Origin of the sequence: Nostoc sp. UHCC 0870 (assembly GCF_022063185.1) — a bacterium.
Lineage (GTDB): Bacteria > Cyanobacteriota > Cyanobacteriia > Cyanobacteriales > Nostocaceae > Trichormus.
This window is the reverse complement of the sequence record NZ_CP091924.1, coordinates 1-17,507: the sequence shown is the minus strand read 5'-3', so window position 1 is coordinate 17,507 and position 17,507 is coordinate 1. Positions and strand designations below refer to the sequence as shown.

Annotated in this window: 24 protein-coding genes; 17 read left to right on the top strand and 7 right to left on the bottom strand. The window is 41.4% G+C overall.

Annotation, left to right across the window (positions count from 1 at the left end; all coding sequences use genetic code 11):
- The first annotated feature begins 292 nt into the window (after positions 1-292).
- On the top strand, positions 293-529 hold the full coding sequence (locus L6494_RS30810; protein ID WP_237997629.1) for a hypothetical protein: 237 nt from the start codon (positions 293-295) through the stop codon (positions 527-529).
- Between the two features lie 1,155 nt (positions 530-1,684).
- Here L6494_RS30810 and L6494_RS30805 read toward each other — a convergent pair.
- From L6494_RS30805 to L6494_RS30790, 4 genes are all read right to left on the bottom strand, one after another.
- Complete coding sequence (locus L6494_RS30805; RefSeq protein ID WP_237997628.1) at positions 1,685-1,993, bottom strand: hypothetical protein; 309 nt, start codon at positions 1,991-1,993, stop codon at positions 1,685-1,687.
- A gap of 92 nt (positions 1,994-2,085) precedes the next feature.
- On the bottom strand, positions 2,086-5,058 hold the full coding sequence (locus L6494_RS30800) for a primase-like DNA-binding domain-containing protein (RefSeq protein ID WP_237997627.1): 2,973 nt from the start codon (positions 5,056-5,058) through the stop codon (positions 2,086-2,088).
- Between the two features lie 370 nt (positions 5,059-5,428).
- On the bottom strand, positions 5,429-5,740 hold the full coding sequence (locus L6494_RS30795) for a hypothetical protein (RefSeq protein ID WP_237997626.1): 312 nt from the start codon (positions 5,738-5,740) through the stop codon (positions 5,429-5,431).
- Positions 5,737-5,940 carry a hypothetical protein gene (locus L6494_RS30790; RefSeq protein ID WP_237997625.1) on the bottom strand — a complete coding sequence of 68 codons (204 nt, stop codon included), beginning with the start codon at positions 5,938-5,940 and terminating at the stop codon, positions 5,737-5,739. Before L6494_RS30790 ends, L6494_RS30795 begins: the two co-directional genes overlap by 4 nt.
- 205 nt (positions 5,941-6,145) lie before the next feature.
- On the opposite strand from L6494_RS30790, the gene L6494_RS30785 reads away from it, so the two are divergent.
- From L6494_RS30785 to L6494_RS30725, 13 genes are all read left to right on the top strand, one after another.
- Complete coding sequence (locus L6494_RS30785; RefSeq protein ID WP_237997624.1) at positions 6,146-6,664, top strand: hypothetical protein; 519 nt, start codon at positions 6,146-6,148, stop codon at positions 6,662-6,664.
- A 37-nt stretch (positions 6,665-6,701) separates the two neighbouring features.
- A complete protein-coding gene (locus tag L6494_RS30780) occupies positions 6,702-6,911 on the top strand; it encodes a hypothetical protein (protein ID WP_237997623.1) in 210 nt (69 codons plus the stop codon).
- Positions 6,908-7,198, top strand: a complete 291-nt coding sequence (locus tag L6494_RS30775; protein ID WP_237997622.1) for a hypothetical protein — start codon at positions 6,908-6,910, stop codon at positions 7,196-7,198. The genes L6494_RS30780 and L6494_RS30775 overlap by 4 nt, the downstream gene beginning before the upstream one ends.
- Positions 7,199-7,269: 71 nt before the next feature.
- Positions 7,270-7,407: a hypothetical protein gene (locus tag L6494_RS30770; RefSeq protein ID WP_237997621.1), complete on the top strand. Its 138-nt coding sequence runs from the start codon at positions 7,270-7,272 to the stop codon at positions 7,405-7,407.
- Positions 7,408-7,468: 61 nt separating this feature from the next.
- Entirely contained in the window at positions 7,469-7,651 is a 183-nt protein-coding gene (locus tag L6494_RS30765) for a hypothetical protein (RefSeq protein WP_237997620.1), read from the top strand.
- The gene (locus tag L6494_RS30760) at positions 7,644-8,375 is read left to right on the top strand and encodes a hypothetical protein (RefSeq protein ID WP_237997619.1); all 732 of its coding nucleotides are present in this window, start codon (positions 7,644-7,646) and stop codon (positions 8,373-8,375) included. The genes L6494_RS30765 and L6494_RS30760 overlap by 8 nt, the downstream gene beginning before the upstream one ends.
- A gap of 60 nt (positions 8,376-8,435) precedes the next feature.
- Positions 8,436-10,544, top strand: coding sequence for a hypothetical protein (locus L6494_RS30755; protein WP_237997642.1), 2,109 nt, complete (start codon positions 8,436-8,438; stop codon positions 10,542-10,544).
- 545 nt (positions 10,545-11,089) lie between these two features.
- Positions 11,090-12,022: a ParM/StbA family protein gene (locus L6494_RS30750; RefSeq protein ID WP_237997641.1), complete on the top strand. Its 933-nt coding sequence runs from the start codon at positions 11,090-11,092 to the stop codon at positions 12,020-12,022.
- Between the two features lie 2 nt (positions 12,023-12,024).
- Complete coding sequence (locus tag L6494_RS30745; RefSeq protein WP_237997640.1) at positions 12,025-12,276, top strand: hypothetical protein; 252 nt, start codon at positions 12,025-12,027, stop codon at positions 12,274-12,276.
- 9 nt (positions 12,277-12,285) lie between these two features.
- Positions 12,286-12,453 (top strand): hypothetical protein, encoded by a 168-nt coding sequence (locus L6494_RS30740; protein ID WP_237997639.1) that lies wholly within the window; start codon positions 12,286-12,288, stop codon positions 12,451-12,453.
- A 96-nt stretch (positions 12,454-12,549) separates the two neighbouring features.
- Entirely contained in the window at positions 12,550-12,870 is a 321-nt protein-coding gene (locus tag L6494_RS30735; protein WP_237997638.1) for a hypothetical protein, read from the top strand.
- 75 nt (positions 12,871-12,945) lie between these two features.
- Positions 12,946-13,278 carry a hypothetical protein gene (locus L6494_RS30730; RefSeq protein ID WP_237997637.1) on the top strand — a complete coding sequence of 111 codons (333 nt, stop codon included), beginning with the start codon at positions 12,946-12,948 and terminating at the stop codon, positions 13,276-13,278.
- 112 nt (positions 13,279-13,390) lie between these two features.
- Positions 13,391-13,819 carry a hypothetical protein gene (locus L6494_RS30725; RefSeq protein WP_237997636.1) on the top strand — a complete coding sequence of 143 codons (429 nt, stop codon included), beginning with the start codon at positions 13,391-13,393 and terminating at the stop codon, positions 13,817-13,819.
- Positions 13,820-13,881: 62 nt separating this feature from the next.
- On the opposite strand, the gene L6494_RS30720 is transcribed toward L6494_RS30725, so the two are convergent.
- The 3 genes from L6494_RS30720 to L6494_RS30710 all read right to left on the bottom strand — a co-directional run bounded on the left by L6494_RS30720 (position 13,882) and on the right by L6494_RS30710 (position 14,559).
- Positions 13,882-14,067, bottom strand: a complete 186-nt coding sequence (locus L6494_RS30720) for a hypothetical protein (protein ID WP_237997635.1) — start codon at positions 14,065-14,067, stop codon at positions 13,882-13,884.
- Between the two features lie 71 nt (positions 14,068-14,138).
- Positions 14,139-14,339: a hypothetical protein gene (locus L6494_RS30715; protein ID WP_237997634.1), complete on the bottom strand. Its 201-nt coding sequence runs from the start codon at positions 14,337-14,339 to the stop codon at positions 14,139-14,141.
- A gap of 55 nt (positions 14,340-14,394) precedes the next feature.
- A complete protein-coding gene (locus L6494_RS30710) occupies positions 14,395-14,559 on the bottom strand; it encodes a hypothetical protein (RefSeq protein WP_237997633.1) in 165 nt (54 codons plus the stop codon).
- Positions 14,560-14,772: 213 nt separating this feature from the next.
- Between L6494_RS30710 and L6494_RS30705 the strand changes: the two genes are divergently transcribed.
- From L6494_RS30705 to L6494_RS30695, 3 genes are all read left to right on the top strand, one after another.
- On the top strand, positions 14,773-15,801 hold the full coding sequence (locus L6494_RS30705) for a protelomerase family protein (protein ID WP_237997632.1): 1,029 nt from the start codon (positions 14,773-14,775) through the stop codon (positions 15,799-15,801).
- 87 nt (positions 15,802-15,888) lie between these two features.
- Positions 15,889-16,884, top strand: coding sequence for a hypothetical protein (locus L6494_RS30700; protein ID WP_237997631.1), 996 nt, complete (start codon positions 15,889-15,891; stop codon positions 16,882-16,884).
- A 96-nt stretch (positions 16,885-16,980) separates the two neighbouring features.
- A complete protein-coding gene (locus tag L6494_RS30695) occupies positions 16,981-17,484 on the top strand; it encodes a hypothetical protein (protein WP_237997630.1) in 504 nt (167 codons plus the stop codon).
- Positions 17,485-17,507 lie beyond the last annotated feature (23 nt).

Below are 17,507 nucleotides of genomic sequence, written 5' to 3'. Positions count from 1 at the left end.
CTCTTATACATGGATAAGTCGTCTTGTATACCCATCTATCCCTAGATAACAGCCTTTGTATACAGATACAGATGCCTACTATCCCTGTACGTAACCTCACGTACATAGATATACCCTCTTGTCTATGGATAGACCCTCTTGTACACCTATGTATCCCTATATTTACCCTCACGTACATGGATACACTCTCTTGTATACCGATAAATCTTAATAATTATTTAATAATCGGGCTGCAAGCCTCAGCATACCTACACCGACCCTCTTGTACATCTATAAAGTTTCGCGTCTCCGTATGTATGCACTGACCCTCTTGTACATCTATAGATTCGCGCCGTCTCCCCGGGTGCGATCGCGTGCCACCACCACAGTTAAAATCCCCGTATCCAAATTTTCGCGCTGTCCCCTAAGTGCGATCGCCGTCACTCCCAATCAAAATTCCCGTATCCAAATTTGGCGCGGTCTTAGGACAGCGACCACCTCAGTTAAGATTCGCGCTGTCCTGTGGTGCGATCGCCGCCACCATAGTTAAAATTTCGCGCTTAATATTTGCTTAAGATTCGCGCCGTCTCCCCCGGTGCGATCGCGTCTCCGAATTTAACACCGTAAATTTTTATCCTTTGGTTTTAACTATTAAATTTAACTGAACGATCGGCGTTTAAATTTTAACTATTTTTCTCTCAAGGAATAAATATCAGGCATCCTTACAACCAGAGTATTTTTATTCCTTCGTAAATTAATAAGTGTTTTTTTATTCCTTCGTAAAATAATCAATTGCAGAGTTTTTGCGGGTTTCTTCTACGTAAGTTGAGCTAATTCTATGTATCTGTCTCAAGTAGGTATAGGGTGTCTCAGGGTAAATTTGCCTTTTAAAATTGACCCTGAGACACTTAAAACCCTTACGCTGTAAGCATTCCAGCAGGTGTCTCAGGGTGACTCAGGTGTCTCAGGGTCTATCCTTCCATTTATAGAAAAAAACAACCATTACAAAACTTTACAATTACAAATTTATAAAATTCCACTTTTAACTAACCAATTGTTAACTTTTGTAAAGCCTTTTTTTTTTCCATAAACTCAACCTTGACCCTGAGACACCTGAGTCACCCTGAGACACTTCCTAGAACCCTTGCCCCATAAGCCTTTTACCTGTCTCAGGGTCTTTAAAATTCCCCATTTTGACCCTGAGACACCATATACCTACTTGAGACAGATACATAAATCGCCCCCTCATATACGTAGACCCCACCAACACCAACACAACCAACAAACCACTGTGGATGCTGGTTAGTTGGGGTGTGGGGTGTGGGGTAGGCGGCGTTTGTAGGCTTGGTTTATAAAAAAATGAGCCATAGCCTATTCAAACTGCTAAGGCTTGCTGTATGCCCTCCTAACTACCGCGATCGCTCCCCCCTCCCTGCAACACATAAAAAATCCCCAGGGCGATCGCTCCTACTGGGGTGGGTCTGTTGGGTGGGTATGTGGGGGTGGGTTGGGTTGGGTTGGGTTGGGTTCAATACATCAAAAAAATTTGATATAATAGAGGCATATTACTTACCTAATTTTTAATCCCCAAATTTTATAAGAATAACCGCACCTTATAGCGGAGCTACCCAGACTGTCCCACCTTCTATCCATCGCAAAGTATCTGTATCCCCACTAGCATTTATCGGCAGTGGGGATATTGTTTTTAGTAGGTCTGTGAGACTTTGCAACTAATTGGGCTTGCTAGCGGCTCTCTGGCTAGGCTACCGCAGTAATGTAATGTCCCATCATCTCTGCAACTATCCAAGTAGATTACTAAATCTAAAGCCCCCTCATCCAATAGCCTCTTGCGAACTTTGTACCAAATGTTTAGCCCAGTCATCGTAATGGCTTCATCTATTTTTAATGAGCTTGCATTACTATCTACGAGCCTTTTTAGCTCAACATAGAGAGCCTGTTCATCACTTATAGGCTCTGGTTTTTGTATTTTTTTAACTATTGTACTGGATTGCATATTTAGCCTCGATAAACCCACGACAACCGAAGCCCAATTTCTTAGGCTGTCGTGGGTGAGGCTTGTTTCACCCAAGGATTATCTTTGCAACTCTAGGTTGCCTTGGCTTCGTAGATGCCCTGGCACTGATCTAGGTAACTTACGTACTCTTCACCGTGCTTCCTAAAGAAAGCCTTAATACCTGAAACAAGGGCAGCATCCTTCATTTGGGCATCAAACATTATGCCCCCAATTTTTAATTCATCGTCCCAATTGTCGCGGATTTTTCTGGTATTAATCTCAACCTCGCTTGCCAGTCTGGTATTTCTGTCGTTAGCCTCAAGCGTCTTTTTAACGGCTTTAATCTCTGTTTGGTTTCCCTGTAATCCCGTAGGTTCTGCTTCTTTGGGTTCTGGTTCAGGTGTCTCAGTTTTGGGGATTTGACCACCATTTTCCCAGAACTGTTCAAAAAGTTCGAGTCCACCTTCATTGCAGAGGTTTTTATTGCAACTCCAGATACCTGCTTCACTCTTTGTAAAAATCTGTGGAATAGATTCTAAGTTCCTCCAGTGTGCGGCAACATTTACTCTAGTACCTTTACCTGCTGTGGCTTTGCTGCGCTCAACCCTGTTTTCTGGGAGAATAGCTTTGGCATGGCTCGTAAACCTGTTTACGTTTACGGGGCTGAAACCGTTCGCTTTGCAGTATTCTACATAGAGGTCATACAGATGCCCTGTCGTTGTTGTGGCGCAACTATCTGAGGGTACTAGGCATTGATCGATAAATGCACGAGTTGAATCACTGAACGTTGCTTGCTCTTTTTTGAGCGCGGCGATCGCATCATTAGTTTTTGAGGCATTAAGTAGGATATAATCTCTGCGCTCTCTTGGCATTGCTAATGCCCAGCTAATCACATCTGCTTTGCACTCTTGAAGCTTTTGTTCTAAGTTTGGGTCGGTTGCACAGGTTCGGCGTTTTGTGGGGATTGGTATAACCCGTCTATCCCATCCATCCCCAGAGTTTTCAATTTGCAAGTGGTCAACGCTGGCTAACCAAAATCTACAATTCCATCGTTTGCTATAACTATTGCTGCTAAATAATGGACGACCAGAGAGACTTCCATTATCAACCAACTCATAAAAACTTCTCAGACCTGATTGAAATCCTCCCAAATCGGGGAAGTTTACCAGTCGGCAACCTGTTAAGTTTTGGTGGCGTTTTTCGGGCGTGCTTAACTCCTGGAAGCTTTGAAGGGATGCAACATATTTCTCACCAAAGGCTGAACCAACAAATCTGATAAGTGTTCCTTTTCCACCACCCGAAGCACCAATTAAATGAGGCGCAAACCCAAAAGGTGCAGTTGGGTCTAAAGTCATGCTTAAACAGGCGCGAATAGTTTCGAGAAATTGACTACCAAATGAGCTTTCAATAAAATCCTTAAAAGCCTGTGGACATTCTCTATTCTCTTTGTAGTCAGCATTAACCTTAAAGGTTAAGAAGTTATCGCGGCTGTGTTGCTGTAGCTTTCCTGTTCTTACGTCAACTGTTCCGTTGTTAAAGGGTAGTAGGTGAAAGTTGTAGGGTATGGATTCTAAGCTTAAAGCACTTCGGCAGAACTTAAACGAGTTTTTCTTATTGTTTTCAGTGGCGTACACAAACTCTTGGAGTACATCTTCCTTTGTAATTTTTAGCCTGTAAAGTTCCCGCAGCTTTCGAGTAATCCACTTTTCGATAATTCCATCTTCTACATGATTCCAAACGCCATGATCATCGTACTTGTAGTACCCGTCGTTTATGACGCAAAAATTCCCGTCACCATTCTCAAACAAAGTTTTTAGTACGGTGTCTTCTACGCTTGTAGAAACCTGATTTTCATCAGTTTCTATTGGGGTTTGGATACCTAGCAAAGTGTTTACCCGTTTCTGGCAGGCATCATCACCACCCTTATATTTACAGGCAGGCATACACTTTGATGTATCTTTGATAGATTCAATGATACGCTTCACTCTATCAGGGGCTAGACCAAGTTTTGCACCACCTATTAAAGCAATCTCTTGGGGGTTTCCGTAGAACTGTACATTTTTATCACCGCACCAATTAACCCATCCGTAGAGGTCATTTAGTGCAGTTGTGAGTGCTTTGGATTTGTCCATTCCCTCAACATCCCCTTCCAATCTTTGGCGATTTTTTTGGGATATTGCTTCAATTAGAAAAATGCCTTCCATCCCTTCAGATAATGCTCTCTTCTTAATTTCATCAAACTCAACAGAGGCATCTATATTATCATTCGCAGGTAAATCAGCCAAAGCAACTGTAGTAATTGTTTCAGCATCATCATCATCAGTTGCGATCGCTGCTGTGGATCTTACAATAGTTGATGATGCCATCCAATCATTTAAAGATTCTGGGATTTTTGGAATTTCTAACTCTTCCTCAGACTTAGCTTTGAAAATACCAATTGCTTCTAAATTGTCAAACTCTGGGATAGTATCAGCGCGGCTTATGCTGGTGTAATTGGCGGATGTACCTTTAGACGGGGCTAAGACTGCAAACCTTCCCTCGCCTATTGCCTCACCAATCTGTTTACCACCAAAGCCAAAGTTTGTAAAGCTTTGTGGCTCTTTTACCTTTACTAGTACCCGATAGCCACCTGATTGAGTTCGATCAACCCAGCCTGATTTTAGTTCCGGCGTGGCATTCAACCAAGACTCAGTTAGGCGATCGCATTCCTCTTGGCTATCGAAATTTTTACGATCAACATCGATTGCTATATTGTGCTTAGTCCCAAGACAACCAATTCCTGTATCGGGGTGTACAAACCACTTTTCGCGCTCTGCCTCTGTAATGGGCTTTGTCCTATAGATGGAATGTAAGATTGCATGGGGTATGCCATCAGCATCTAGATAGCTGGGATTTTTACCATTGAATTTGGGAATAATTTCCCCTTTGTCGTCTCTCCTGATATTTTTGTTTTTGTCGAGACTGGGGTACTTTGTAGCATCTTGTAGGGGGGCTACAGGTAGGGGGATGAAACCTAAATTTAAAAGAGCATCGAAAACTAATTTACATTCGTTTTTGGCGTTCATGTGGGATTTCCTTGTACTTACTTGGATTCCCACCTACTTACAGATTTTTGCCTTTTAGATTTAGTATTGCTAGAATTAGGGTATATTAATACTAGATATGAACTTATAAATACTAAATCATTTGATTTGGCTCATCTCATCACTAACGCGACCAACGTAGTGGGTAGGTGGGCTTTTTACTTTGCTTCTTTCACTATAGATCAAAAAATCAGTATGTTTCGCCTTGTCACAGAAAAATTTAAGACTGTCTGATTTTTACTACTGAGATATCTCGTCTGTCTCAGCAAGGACTACAACATTATACGGGGATTTAACTGTCAATATTTGATACCTCATATATAGATGTAGGGTGCATTGGTGCGATCGCTTCTCATCCTGTATGCCCATTACCATTACCTCCACGCTGCAATAGGTACTCCCAGATGCGCCTAATCTCAGCCTGAAAGGTTTCGCGATCGCTCTCGGCATTAGCTATTACAGTTTGGAAGTAATCAGTCAGTAGCCCTACGTCATCAGTCAGCCCATCTACTTTTAAAGTCAGTTGATCGAGTCTTGCGGTCACAGCAGCGATCGCTTGGGTGTTTGCCTGTTGCTGTTTTGCAGTCTCTCCTAATGCCGTTGTGGTCAGAAGTAGCAACTGTTCAATTCGATCAAGTCGGTTATTTTGCGGTATGTCTGTCATGCTTGGTTTTCTGTGTTGCTTTTGGATTTAACTTTATAGCCCAACTGCTCTAGCCTCTCCTTAACCAGCTTATTTACAGCAGCATTAGAGCTAATCATTTGATCATCTGCATAATTATCTAAAATTTCTGCAATTTCCTCCAAAAATCTAACGGAACGTGCGAGAGTTGGTTTCTTTTGTCGCGCCATGTAAGCAGTCATTTGATTTTCCTTTTATGATACGGCTTCCTACCAGTGTAGCGGTAAAACATACTATTTTGGTGCAATCTGGTATCATTTAAAGTTATCTAACTACCTCAACACCATAAGAAACTTTGATACCAATTTAAACTTAATTGATACCAAATTAGTTTTTTTGAGCTACCATAAGACTATCTAATACAAATCACCCCACGGAGGGGACTTTATGAAGCTACCCGATACGATCGCCAAAGCCCTAGAAGATTACACTCATTGGTACGAACCTTTTGTAACTCGCAACCCCAAACACAAACTAGCCTATTGGATGTCCCAAAATTGGCAACACGCAGTTGATCACAATATCTTCCCCAATGGTGCTTTGATGCCCAAGGGAGTGCAAAGAGAGATTCGTGAAGCTTTTCTATCATCCTTTGAACCTCAAGCCTTAGAAGCCAAAGTAACCGAGTTTTTAACCACAACGCCCCAAAGAACCCTAACGGCGATCGCATCCATCAGAAAAAGTGATTTAAGCGACCGCAAAAAACTTGATTCCATCTGGCAATTGTGCGATCGCTCCTCACTTGAGCCTGTACTACTGGAAGAGACCGAATGGTTACGGGGCTGCATTGAACAGTACCACGCCGAACTCAATCCTAAAGATAAACAGCCTCTCTATGTGCCTCCAGTAGACCCCAAAATGTTTACAGGTACTAGCTTTGGCTTCTTTGCTCCCCACCCTTTCTAATCCTTATATATGGGGCTTAAATGCCCCAATTCACCCCATGTCCCCCGACCTCCAAGCCAAATTCATAGAAGCTTCCAATCTGATGAGTGAAGCATTCAAGCAATCCCCAGATTCCCCACCCATCCCGCCAATCCTTAAAAAATTCCCACTTGATATCACAAAAGCTAATTCTAAAAAGCTCGATGCAGCATTAGATCAAGCGATTCTCGATTTAAAAACCTTTCACTATTTTGGAGACAAACCATGAGACTTTCAATCAATTCCACCCATGATCAATTCCTGCAAACGATCGCCGCTCAAATGTCTGCATCCCCAGCCGAAGCCCTCAACTATCTTTTATGGGAACTACGCCGCCAGAACTATTCATTTGGCTCTCCGTTACAATCCCCACTACCCCAAGCCCAGCCATCTCCCCAGACACAGATAGGATTCAAAAGCCCAGGGGCGATCGCTCAATTTGAAGAGATTGCCGAACTACCCGCAGAGATTGACCCAATTATCGCTCGTATGTCTCAACTGATTGAAAACTTTTAAAAGTAACTGCGATCACCTACCAAAGTTCCCGCAGTTACTACAGTTCACCACTCGTAAAAATGGAGATTCTAATGAAATTATATCCTTTTACAATAGCGATCGCCCTTGCCTCTTTAATGCTGTGCGCCGCAATTCCAGCAGCATTTGGCTCTACAAATCCACCACAGGAAGATAGTCAGCCTGTCCGTGGTAACGGTCGCCGCAACTAGTTTTAAAAACTTGCCTACTACCACAGGAAGCTAGTAGGCACAAACATTTACTGAGGTGCTTATGAATCATCAAGATGAATCAAAAGATAGTTTGAGTGCTGAACATATTCAAGGTGTTGCTGATTCCCTTGATATTGATGCCTACCTACTAGATAAATATCAAAACTTACAAGATAGAATCACCCGCCTAAAAATCAAGTTTGAAGCACATAAAATCAACAGAGGAGTAGAAAGCAATGGATAGTGCAGCAAGGGTTAAAAAAGCAGTTGAGGAGAGAATGAAAGGTGCTAAATCTGGCAGCTCCACCACAACCAAAACATCTATATCTAATGGTCAAAAAGCAGTCACCACACCTAGTATTACAAACTTTGCGGAAGACCCAAAAGCAAAAACCACTATACATGGATTAGTAGGCTATAATTCCGCCGATAGTTCCGTTACGGTAAGCATTCCAGGATTTGAAAGAAGTGATTTAAATGCGATCGCTTCCCAGGTTCACAGTCCCGACTTAGCAGCAGTCACCGATGTTAAGAACCCTGGCATAAAAAACCAAGCTACCCTCTCAGAATTTGATAAAGCTAAATCAGAATTTGAAGGTGGAATCAGGTACAACGAACTGATTATCTGGGCAAACAAATACGCTGGTAGCCAATTCAAAGCCTTAGCAGAAAAAGCTAAAGCCTTTGGTTCTGGTTTAGCTGCACAATCCGAGATTGAAAAGGTTTATCAGCAATTTCTCGAACTACAAAAACAGCAAAAAATCACACTTGAGAAAGGCGTTGATTACGTTGCTCAGTCCCATAAAACTGCTACCAAACAAGCCGCTTTACCTTACACATTAGCTGAGAATGAGGCAACACTATCTAAGCAGAAATCTAAGGCTGAAAAAGCCTACCACGAAGCACTACAAGCGCAGTCACAAACACTAGATTTTATCAAAAGTCTAAACGGTTCTAAGGTTGCGTAGTTTTAAAACGGTAGGGCGATCGCTCTACCTTACTTACACATTTAAAAGGAGTTTCAAATCATGGCTAAATTATCAAAGTTTTCACAAATCGCCGTTGCTTCTGGTCTAGGTTTAGTAGGTGGACTGCTATTAGGCTCGTCCGGTCGTAATCTCGCACTGTCCATAGGTTTAAGTTCCGGTGGTGCGCTATTTGGAGGTGGTTTAGTAGCTTTTGTATACGATACTAAACTGGGGCGAGTTCGCCTTGATTTAAACAGCAAACTTTACGAATTGCAAAATGAAAATATAAAACTCAAAGCACTTTTGCAGACTTCTGAAAAACTCGTATCTGACCTACAAACAGCCAGAGAAACTGCATTGCAAACTATATTTGCTCTTAAATCAGAACTGGCTACCCTCAAATTAGATTTACAAGGCGCAAACGGAACTGTAAAAAACCTCACCTCTGAGCGCGATCGCCTTTTAATTAAAATTGGTGAGTTAGAAGGTGAGGTAAAAATTTTAACTGATTTATGTGGTGAGAAGGAAGCAGAGTTACAAGAGTTTCAGACGACTTTCTCAACCCGTTTAGACAACGAGCTTACACAGGAGTTTGCAGCCAAAAAATCACAGTTAATTAAAGACGAAGTAGGTAAAGAGTTTGACCTTACTTCTCAAGCTTTCAGCCTATTGGAAGAGATGCAATCGATGATGAAGGAAGTCTACGATTTGCACCAGATGCAACGGCATACTTTGCTGTCTACACACTCTCAATACCAATCTCACCACCAAGGGGCGATCGCTAAAAAAGATGAAGCGATTGAGGCACTAATCGACCTTAAGGACAGCTTAGAGCTACGAGTGCGGATATTGGAACAGACTATTGCCGATGGACTGACAACCCCAGAGTACAAAGATTTTGGGGTAGACCTAAACGGCAAAGCTACAAACTTAATCACTGAGTGGGTGTGGAATCATTTAGAGATTCCCCTTAAGGGATTAGGCTTTAGTGAGGGTGAAGAGTTGGTAACAGTAGGCTTTGAGTATCCCAAAAGCCTACAAGGTGAAGCGATCGCACAAAGGATAGTTGAGTCTAAATTGGAGATTTGTAGGGTAGTCGGGATATTTGAAATTAGCTCATGTTTCCACGACCCCACCACCGATCGCATTATTTTGAAGTATCGCCGCGAACGCCCCAAGCCTTTAAATGATGAAACTATTTACAAACTTGGCTTAGTTCCCGCGTCTTTATTTGGTGATGAAATTTTCAAGGCAACTGATCATAAATCAAAGGGCAAACCTACACTCAGAATTATGAGTGCAACCGGGGGCGGTAAAGGTATTGCTACTAAAAATATAGTTGCCTACTTTTTGGGTATGCCCGATTGGGAGATATGGCTATCAGACCCACTTGATGGAAGTGAAGAAGATTACTGGAATTGTCCCAAAGTGGCGAAGTCTCCCAGCGAAGCTGGTCAAGCCTATGCTCAGTTCATCAAGTTACATAAAGACCGCCAAGCCAAAAGACCAGCAATCACAGACCGCTTTACCTTGGGCATTTTTGACGAGTTCGATAAACAACATGATGACGACGATAAGAAGTCAGCAACTGAAATCATGACAGCCATCAGGCACACTAAACAGCGTCAAATTCTCATAGGTCAATCTGGCGAAGTTGGCGCGAACCACTGGACATGGGACGCTATGAAAAACTGCTCAATGCTTTTTATCGAGGATGCGATCGGCACTGCCCTCAAACACGATAAAGATTTGGGGTGGTCACTCTCTAAAAAACGTGAGTTACTCAAACAGTACGAGAAATTCTCTGAGTGGGCTAGATCCAAAAACGAGACATTGAATCTTCCCGGTGAGAATGCTCACAGAATTGCACTGCTAGTAGTGGGCGATCGCTGTACATTTTTAGAGATTCCCTCAGCACACAAAGGTATATTGCGGGATGGTGCAGGGGTCATTAGATCGAGTTTTGATGCTACTCCAGCCTTACCTAATATTTCAATACCCCAATATGTACCCCAGGTTAAGCCAGTTTCACACCCAGAAATTGAATGTCCTCACTGTAGTTCTATAAACTTCCGTCGCCATAGTTCAGTTAAAAAGCCAGGCTGTCACCGCTACTCTTGTAACGACTGTGGTAAAACTTTTGTGGCTCGTGACAACCGATCCAACTAACATAAACTTTGTAAAGATTGTATTGGCAAGATGTAAATTATCTTGCCAAATTACTTTGGGTGTGCCTTGGTGGGGTTTTGGTGCGATCGCTCCTAAGTATTGATTTTACGTACTTGGCAAGCAACCAAATTTTACACATAGTGGGTAGGGTTGGTTTCGTTGGTACTTTACCAATTTTTAATATTAGATACAGGTGCAGGGTTACAGCAGGGTATTTATAAAGGTGGATAGTAACTGTTAGTAAATACCGTGTTTAGTTTCTGTTAGTTGATAGGTGTAGTTAGAAAGTATTAGTTAAAAGTGGTCATAAACTCAATTACAAACTGTTAACTAAAATGTTTCTGATGTATTTACTAGATGTTCGCCTATGTAACCCAGATAATTGTAAGATGCCTCTCAAAGCATACCCCACCTATAACCCATAAGGGTTACAGCTATTAGAGGGTAGTACCTCACCTAAATTTCAAAAATATAACCCAAGTACAACCCAAATGTAACCCAAATAGGTTATACTGGATTTAACTACAAAATAAAGGAGTTCAGACATGAGTACAAAGGAACACGGGAACAGAAAGCACTTCTATGCTGGCTTTGATAATGGGTACGGTAGTGTAAAGCTACAGATTGATGATCACTCCTTAGTCCGCATTCCTAGCTATATCAGCCAAGAGGATATGGAAGATGTAGCAGGAAGGGTAGTAGTAGATGGTAAAGCCTATACAGTTGGGGAATCTGCTTATAGAAGTGGCGCAACCTTCAATGCAAACTCAGACCACAATGATAATAAAATCAACAACGCCAAGATAACCCTGTTAGGTGCGATCGCTCATCTGCCGTACCGTCGTAGTTGGGAATTAAAACTTGTAACCAGTTTGCACGATGCCAGTTTAGGCGATCGCTTAAAGGAAGTATTGGAAGGTGAGTTTAACCCTATCTTGGCTGGTAAGGAATCAACTGTTAAGGTTGAGGTTTTGAAAGTTGTACCCGAAGGTATGGGTGTTTTGGTAGGTCGGAAGCTCCCAGAGAGATTGACAGTATTAGATTTTGGTAATGGGACAACTTTGTATAGTCGGTACTTTAAAGGTAAGCGCGAAGTTCACACACCATACCCTAATGGCGTTCAATCCCTAATTGAGTTGCTTACTGTGGCTATGAAACCATTGAACGGTGGGAAATTGGGGATACCTGCAAAGATTAGATATGCCCTTGAAAATGGTCACACTAAATATTCAAGCCAGATTGATTTTAAATCTGTTTATCTGACCACTGTAAAAGATTGGTTGAGTCAATCCTTGCGACAACCACTAGAACAGGCTACAGAATCCAAGCATGAAGGTGATGAGGTGTGGTGTATTGGTGGTGGTTGCCTGTTGCCCGGTGTGGGGAAACTGTTGGAGAAAAAAGGATTTATCTTGTTAGAAAATCCCGTAGATGCAAACGTAAATGGTCTGTTGGCATTAGCCAAAAAGGTAGGGTGATCATGAACAAAGAACGGTCTAAAATTCGCCTGAAAGACTCTGTATGGGAATGGCTAGACAAGGAGTCAGAAAGGCTAGAAAAATCACCACTAGATACTCTTTATTTTGTGATTGATATGTACAGAGCCTTTTTAGCAGATAGCGTTAAATCTGCATCTCTACCAAATCTTCCCCAAAGCACACAACCACAGATACAACCGGAACAGAAGCCACCAGCACAGACAGAAGATTACGAAATCGATTTAGATATTTAGGAGTTAAAAATGCAAACTAAAATTGAACTGCTGAAAGAGATAAAAACCTTTGCCCGTGACAACGAGATATCTTTTAGCGAAGCCTTAAGTTTCTATCAGATATATTCCTTGAGAACACTTGAAAAGTGTATTTCAGACAGCCTTAGCGATTTAGCCTCAGTTATCGAAGTTAAGTAGAGCGATCGCACCTTGGGAGTATTTAACTCCCTTCCTTCACACCCAAATTTAAATCAGTTCGGGTGTGGTGGAAATATTCAAAGAGGTACAAGCACCATGAATACTGGAAAAAAACGTACATCTAATCAATTAAGCGGTAGTGCAGACTCAAGCTATATTTACTCTGATATTTCCTTATCTGAGGGTGGGCATTTTGATAGAGTTCATTGCCCGGTTTGTGGGAGTGAGTACAACCGTGTTGGTGGTACTGGATTCCTTGATGGTAAAGACAACTATGAGACTAGGACTGGTTATCGTGGTGATGCTGTAATTACCAATATGTACTGTGAAGATGGTCATAGTTGGCAATTAGTAATTGCATTTCATAAAGGGATATCTGATATTTTTGCGAGATACAAACTCCCTGCGCGCATCTAAGACTGATTGGCGGTTAGAGCGATCGCACCCCTGGGGAGTCCCAATCTCCCCACTACACCCCAACGCATAATCACTATGGATAGCCACACAGAAGCCATAAAAATAATCGAAAGCATAGCTCCTAAATTTGATCAAAAATGGGATGCTGCCTACAAATCAGAACTTCATTACAACATACAAAAAGTAATAGGACTACTCACCATGCCCTACCAATCAGAACAGACCCGTATCATAAAATCCCAAGTGCGATCGCTCTCAGAACTCTTAGAATCTGCTGAAGATATCCTAAGCGAAATAGTCAAGCATCCCCACTATTTAAGGCTACTTGATGAAGGCTATAGCGCAGATTTAAATGTGGCAGATGCTCAAAGTGCGATCGCTTATCTACAGGATGAATTAATTAGTTAATTTCTAGTGGTAAAAAAGCATAAAAATAGCCCCTATCTACAGTAAGATAGGGGACTTTAAGATGTATGGTGTTAATATAAAGTTAAGATGTTTTTTTTGACTCACAAAGGTAATGGTAACACACAAAAGTCCAAGTTTTAAAATTATAAAAAAGTGGCTATTCTCCCATGAGATTGACACTGTACTCTCCAAGCATTTAGCAGTAGAAAGCGGTGATTTAAACCCCTTTACAGGCACATTTAAACCTGGGAAGGCAACAGATTATCAAAAGGAACTTAACAGCCTTAAAAAGAGCCTTCTGGATGCAATACAGGATGATTCAAGAGAACATTACCCAATGGTGCGGATTGGGCATGATTTGATAGTGGGAGTTCACGTTGAGCATTGGAAACTGTTCTGCATCATAGATACATCCTCACGGGGTTTTGACGCAGCGAGATTCGATCCAGAATTTGAGGGAATTGAATATTTTGATTTTGAATTTAGCGCGTTTGATTGGGCTAAAAAATATAAAAATAGGCTAAAATTTGCTCAGATGTGAATTTTTAAATAATGTTGATACCGGACATAGAGGTAAAAGCGGGGGCAATGTTCCCGCTATTTTTATGCAGATTTCATCAACATTCGTAACTCGGAGTAAAAGTGATCGCGCCTAGCTTCAATCATCTTGTAGTGCTGATATCTGGCGTAATAGTGATGGGCGATTGGGATTAGAAGGGAAGCGATCGCATTTACCAAAATACAGATAGCGACTAGGAGGGCGATAATTATGGCTGCTGGGGATTGCATAGTTTTAATTCCTGTAGTGGTATGGGTGAAGGGGTAGTGGCTAGGTTCACCCCTAGCCAGTGGTTTAGAACTTAGTAATTATCCCAATCTGCATCTATTTCCTTTTCAAGAATTTTGCAATCTTCAGGAGATAGAGGAGAGATAATCGATGCTTCTATTTCCATTTCCGAAAATTCCAAGCGCAGATTTGCAATAATCTGCTCCTTTGTGCCTAGAGATTTGAAGGAATATTGCTTGCTGCCTTTGCTGATGATGATCGAATAGCCTTTCATGATTTTTCCTCTTTTTTTTCTAAGTAAATAGTAGTGCTTGATTGCTAGGTTAAGCCTAGAAAGGAACATTGCCCGATCCAAAGTAACCATTTAGGTAATCAGGGCTTTGAGACTGGGGAGGTAGCCCGATCGCTGAGTCGAATTGTCCATCAAGGCGATCGTTTGTGGTCTGGGGTTGTGGTGCAGGGGTTTGGGTGGTTTGTGTTAGTGTGGTTTTCATAGTAATCAAATCCTTTTTGGAGTGTGGGACGTTGGCGCGTCCCTTTTCTATATCCCTATACTAAACGTTTTGTATAGTAATGACAAGAGGTTTTGTATAGGGATAACTTATAGCTTTATGCAGTTACAAGAGTATTCATCTATAGATAAAACCTGTTGTATAGTCCTTGTTTACTTTATAATGGTAGATATTGGTAAATAAGGAGTTTGAAAAATGGCAGTAATTAAGGGTAGTGATGAGTTATCAAATAGTTATGTTGATGAGCGTGTGGCTTATCTGCTTCCCCAGTTTGAAGCGATCGCACCATACAAACTTAATCAGCGTAAAACCGGGTTTGGTGATTTACTGGGCTGGAAAAATTTAGCTATTACTGAAGCGCGACTATTAAAAATCAATTACCCAGACGATAAGCCAGAACATTTAAAAACTTATGGAACTTGTTTAAGACAAATCACCGCAATCAAAAAATCTCTTAAGCTTGCTGCTAAGACAGCACTTAAAGACCCAGCACTTTATAATCCTGTATGCACAATCATCACTCACTTTGGTGAGTCACTATCAGAACAGTTTGCCTCTTATAAGTCCACACAATCAGAACAGTATCGCGAGAAAGTTCAGGAGCGTAGGCAACCAGAAAATAGAATTGAAATCGACTTATCTAGCTCCCTTCAGTTTGCCCACAATATTTTGACTGATATTAAAAATGGGAATGCTGCTAACTGGATGGATGTAAGTTGTGCGATCGCCTTGTCCACTGGTCGCCGTATGGGTGAGGTACATTTATCTGCCAGTTTTGAAAAAGTTGATGACTACACTGTAATTTTTAAGGGTCAACTTAAGGGCAAAGCGCGACGGGTCAAACTAGGCGAGAAAGCGATCCCTATTAGAGAAGTCCCCTTTAAAATTCCTTCCTTGGTTAGTGCTGATTTAGTCTGCTTTGGCTTGCAGTGGCTGGGTGATAAAGGTAAAAGATTTTCGCCAGATGAAGACCCAGAACGGGTAAACAGACGGTTTTCAAAGACATTAAACCAACACTGTAAAGATTTTGATATCTTCCCTGAGAGCGATCGCACTTACCACAAGTTTAGAGCCGCTTATTTTAGAGCCTGTGTAGTCAATGCCGGGATAGATGCTTTTGACTTCATTGATTACGCCGAAAAGATTTTAATCGACCGGGATGAAACCACAATCAACAGTTACAAGCGGTATGAGATAAAGGAAGGGTCAATTACTCGAATTTAAATAAATCCCTATACATACCGTCTTGACTATAGATAACAAGAGGGTTAGTATAGGGATAAGGGTTTAAAATTAGTTGTTAGAAACATTATGAACGAAATTGAGAGACGAGAAAAAGAAAGCAATTTAGATTGGGCAGCAAGGTTAGGGGCGATCACTGCTATTGAATTAGAAAATATCACAGATGAATTAAAAATCAGGGAAGTAACTCTTAAATACTGGAAACCAATTAGAGATGCGGTTACGAATGAAAACACTATCAAAAAGGTGAGGACTACTTTTATTAGCCCAATTGAGTCCCACTTTCCAGACCAAAATACTTTAAAACCTGGGTACTATTTCAGCGATTCTAAAGAAAGAAAGTACAGCCCATTGCCCAAGGAAGAAAGGGGTAGATATGAGCATCTAGCTTTCTGGTATGCAACCAGCACAATCGAACGCTGGGATGTTGTAGGGGATGATGCTAGAGCTAACCGCAAGGCTAGTTTTAATAAGCCACATGAATCTCAAATTGAAACAGCACAAACAGAAAAAACAGAACAAACAGAAACAACACCTACCCAAACATTAGAAACTATGAATATCTCCCAATTAGAGTTAGACGCGGATACTCAAAAAGTAGTTGAAAATGCGATCGCTCATTCTGGTATGTCGTTGGCTGAGTTCATCCAAAAAGCTTGTCAGGTCTACGGCAAAACAGTAATGGGTAAAGTTAAGTTCGTTGGTGAAGAACTAACAGCAGTCCCCACAGAGGAGCTTTTAGGGGATAAATACACAACTCATTCAGGAAGGGCTGAGGAGCTAACTAAACGAGCTATTTATGCAGTGGAGACACATAACAACAGTTGTACTGAAAAGTCTCAAAAGTGGCACATCAACCAAACACTAATTCAGCATCTCACAGGGAGTAAACCAGCAACTATTAAAAAGATTCTAGAAAAATATCAAACCCGTCTGGATGATCACAACGCTAAACACGAATTAACAGCCTATGATAACCGTAAACCAGGGGTAATACTTAAGGACAAAATCAAAGAGGATATAAATCTATCTGAACTTGTGCCTAATGGTTTTGATATTGCATAGGTCATAAAGGGGAGCGATCGCACTCCCTAATTTTGCTTTTTAAAATGTCACAATTGTATTAGTTAAGATTCTATTAAAATCACTGAAATTACTTTAATGAAAAGAAATACAAACGAACTTACCGCACTGGAAGAAAAAGCAGCATTACTTAAGGCACAAGGTAACACTCATCCGGTAATTGCTGAGAAATTGGATCGAAGTATGAACTGGGTTGATAGGCTATCAATGAAGGATATTTTTCAAGAGAAAGTTCTTGCATTTGAGCAGGAAATAAAATCACAACTAAAGGCTCAAATTGCCGACGGGATGGATGATGTTTTAGTTTTTAGAGAACGGTTGAAAACGTCTGCTGACGATATTCATAAAGTTGGGGCAATGCTACTCGCTAAAATCACTAAAGCTATTGAAGATTTAGATAGTGAAGATATTCCTATAAGCAAGTTTGGATCGATGCTGAAAAACGCTACGGATGCCGTTGAGTGTTCCGTTGAAATGTCAAGGTTAGCCTTGGGGATTGATGAACTAGTAGATGGCTTGGTAGATGTTCAGAAAGCAGCTAGCACAGGTAGCACAGGTAGCACAGGTAAAACTCAAAACTGAACCCAACCCCAACCCAACCCAAC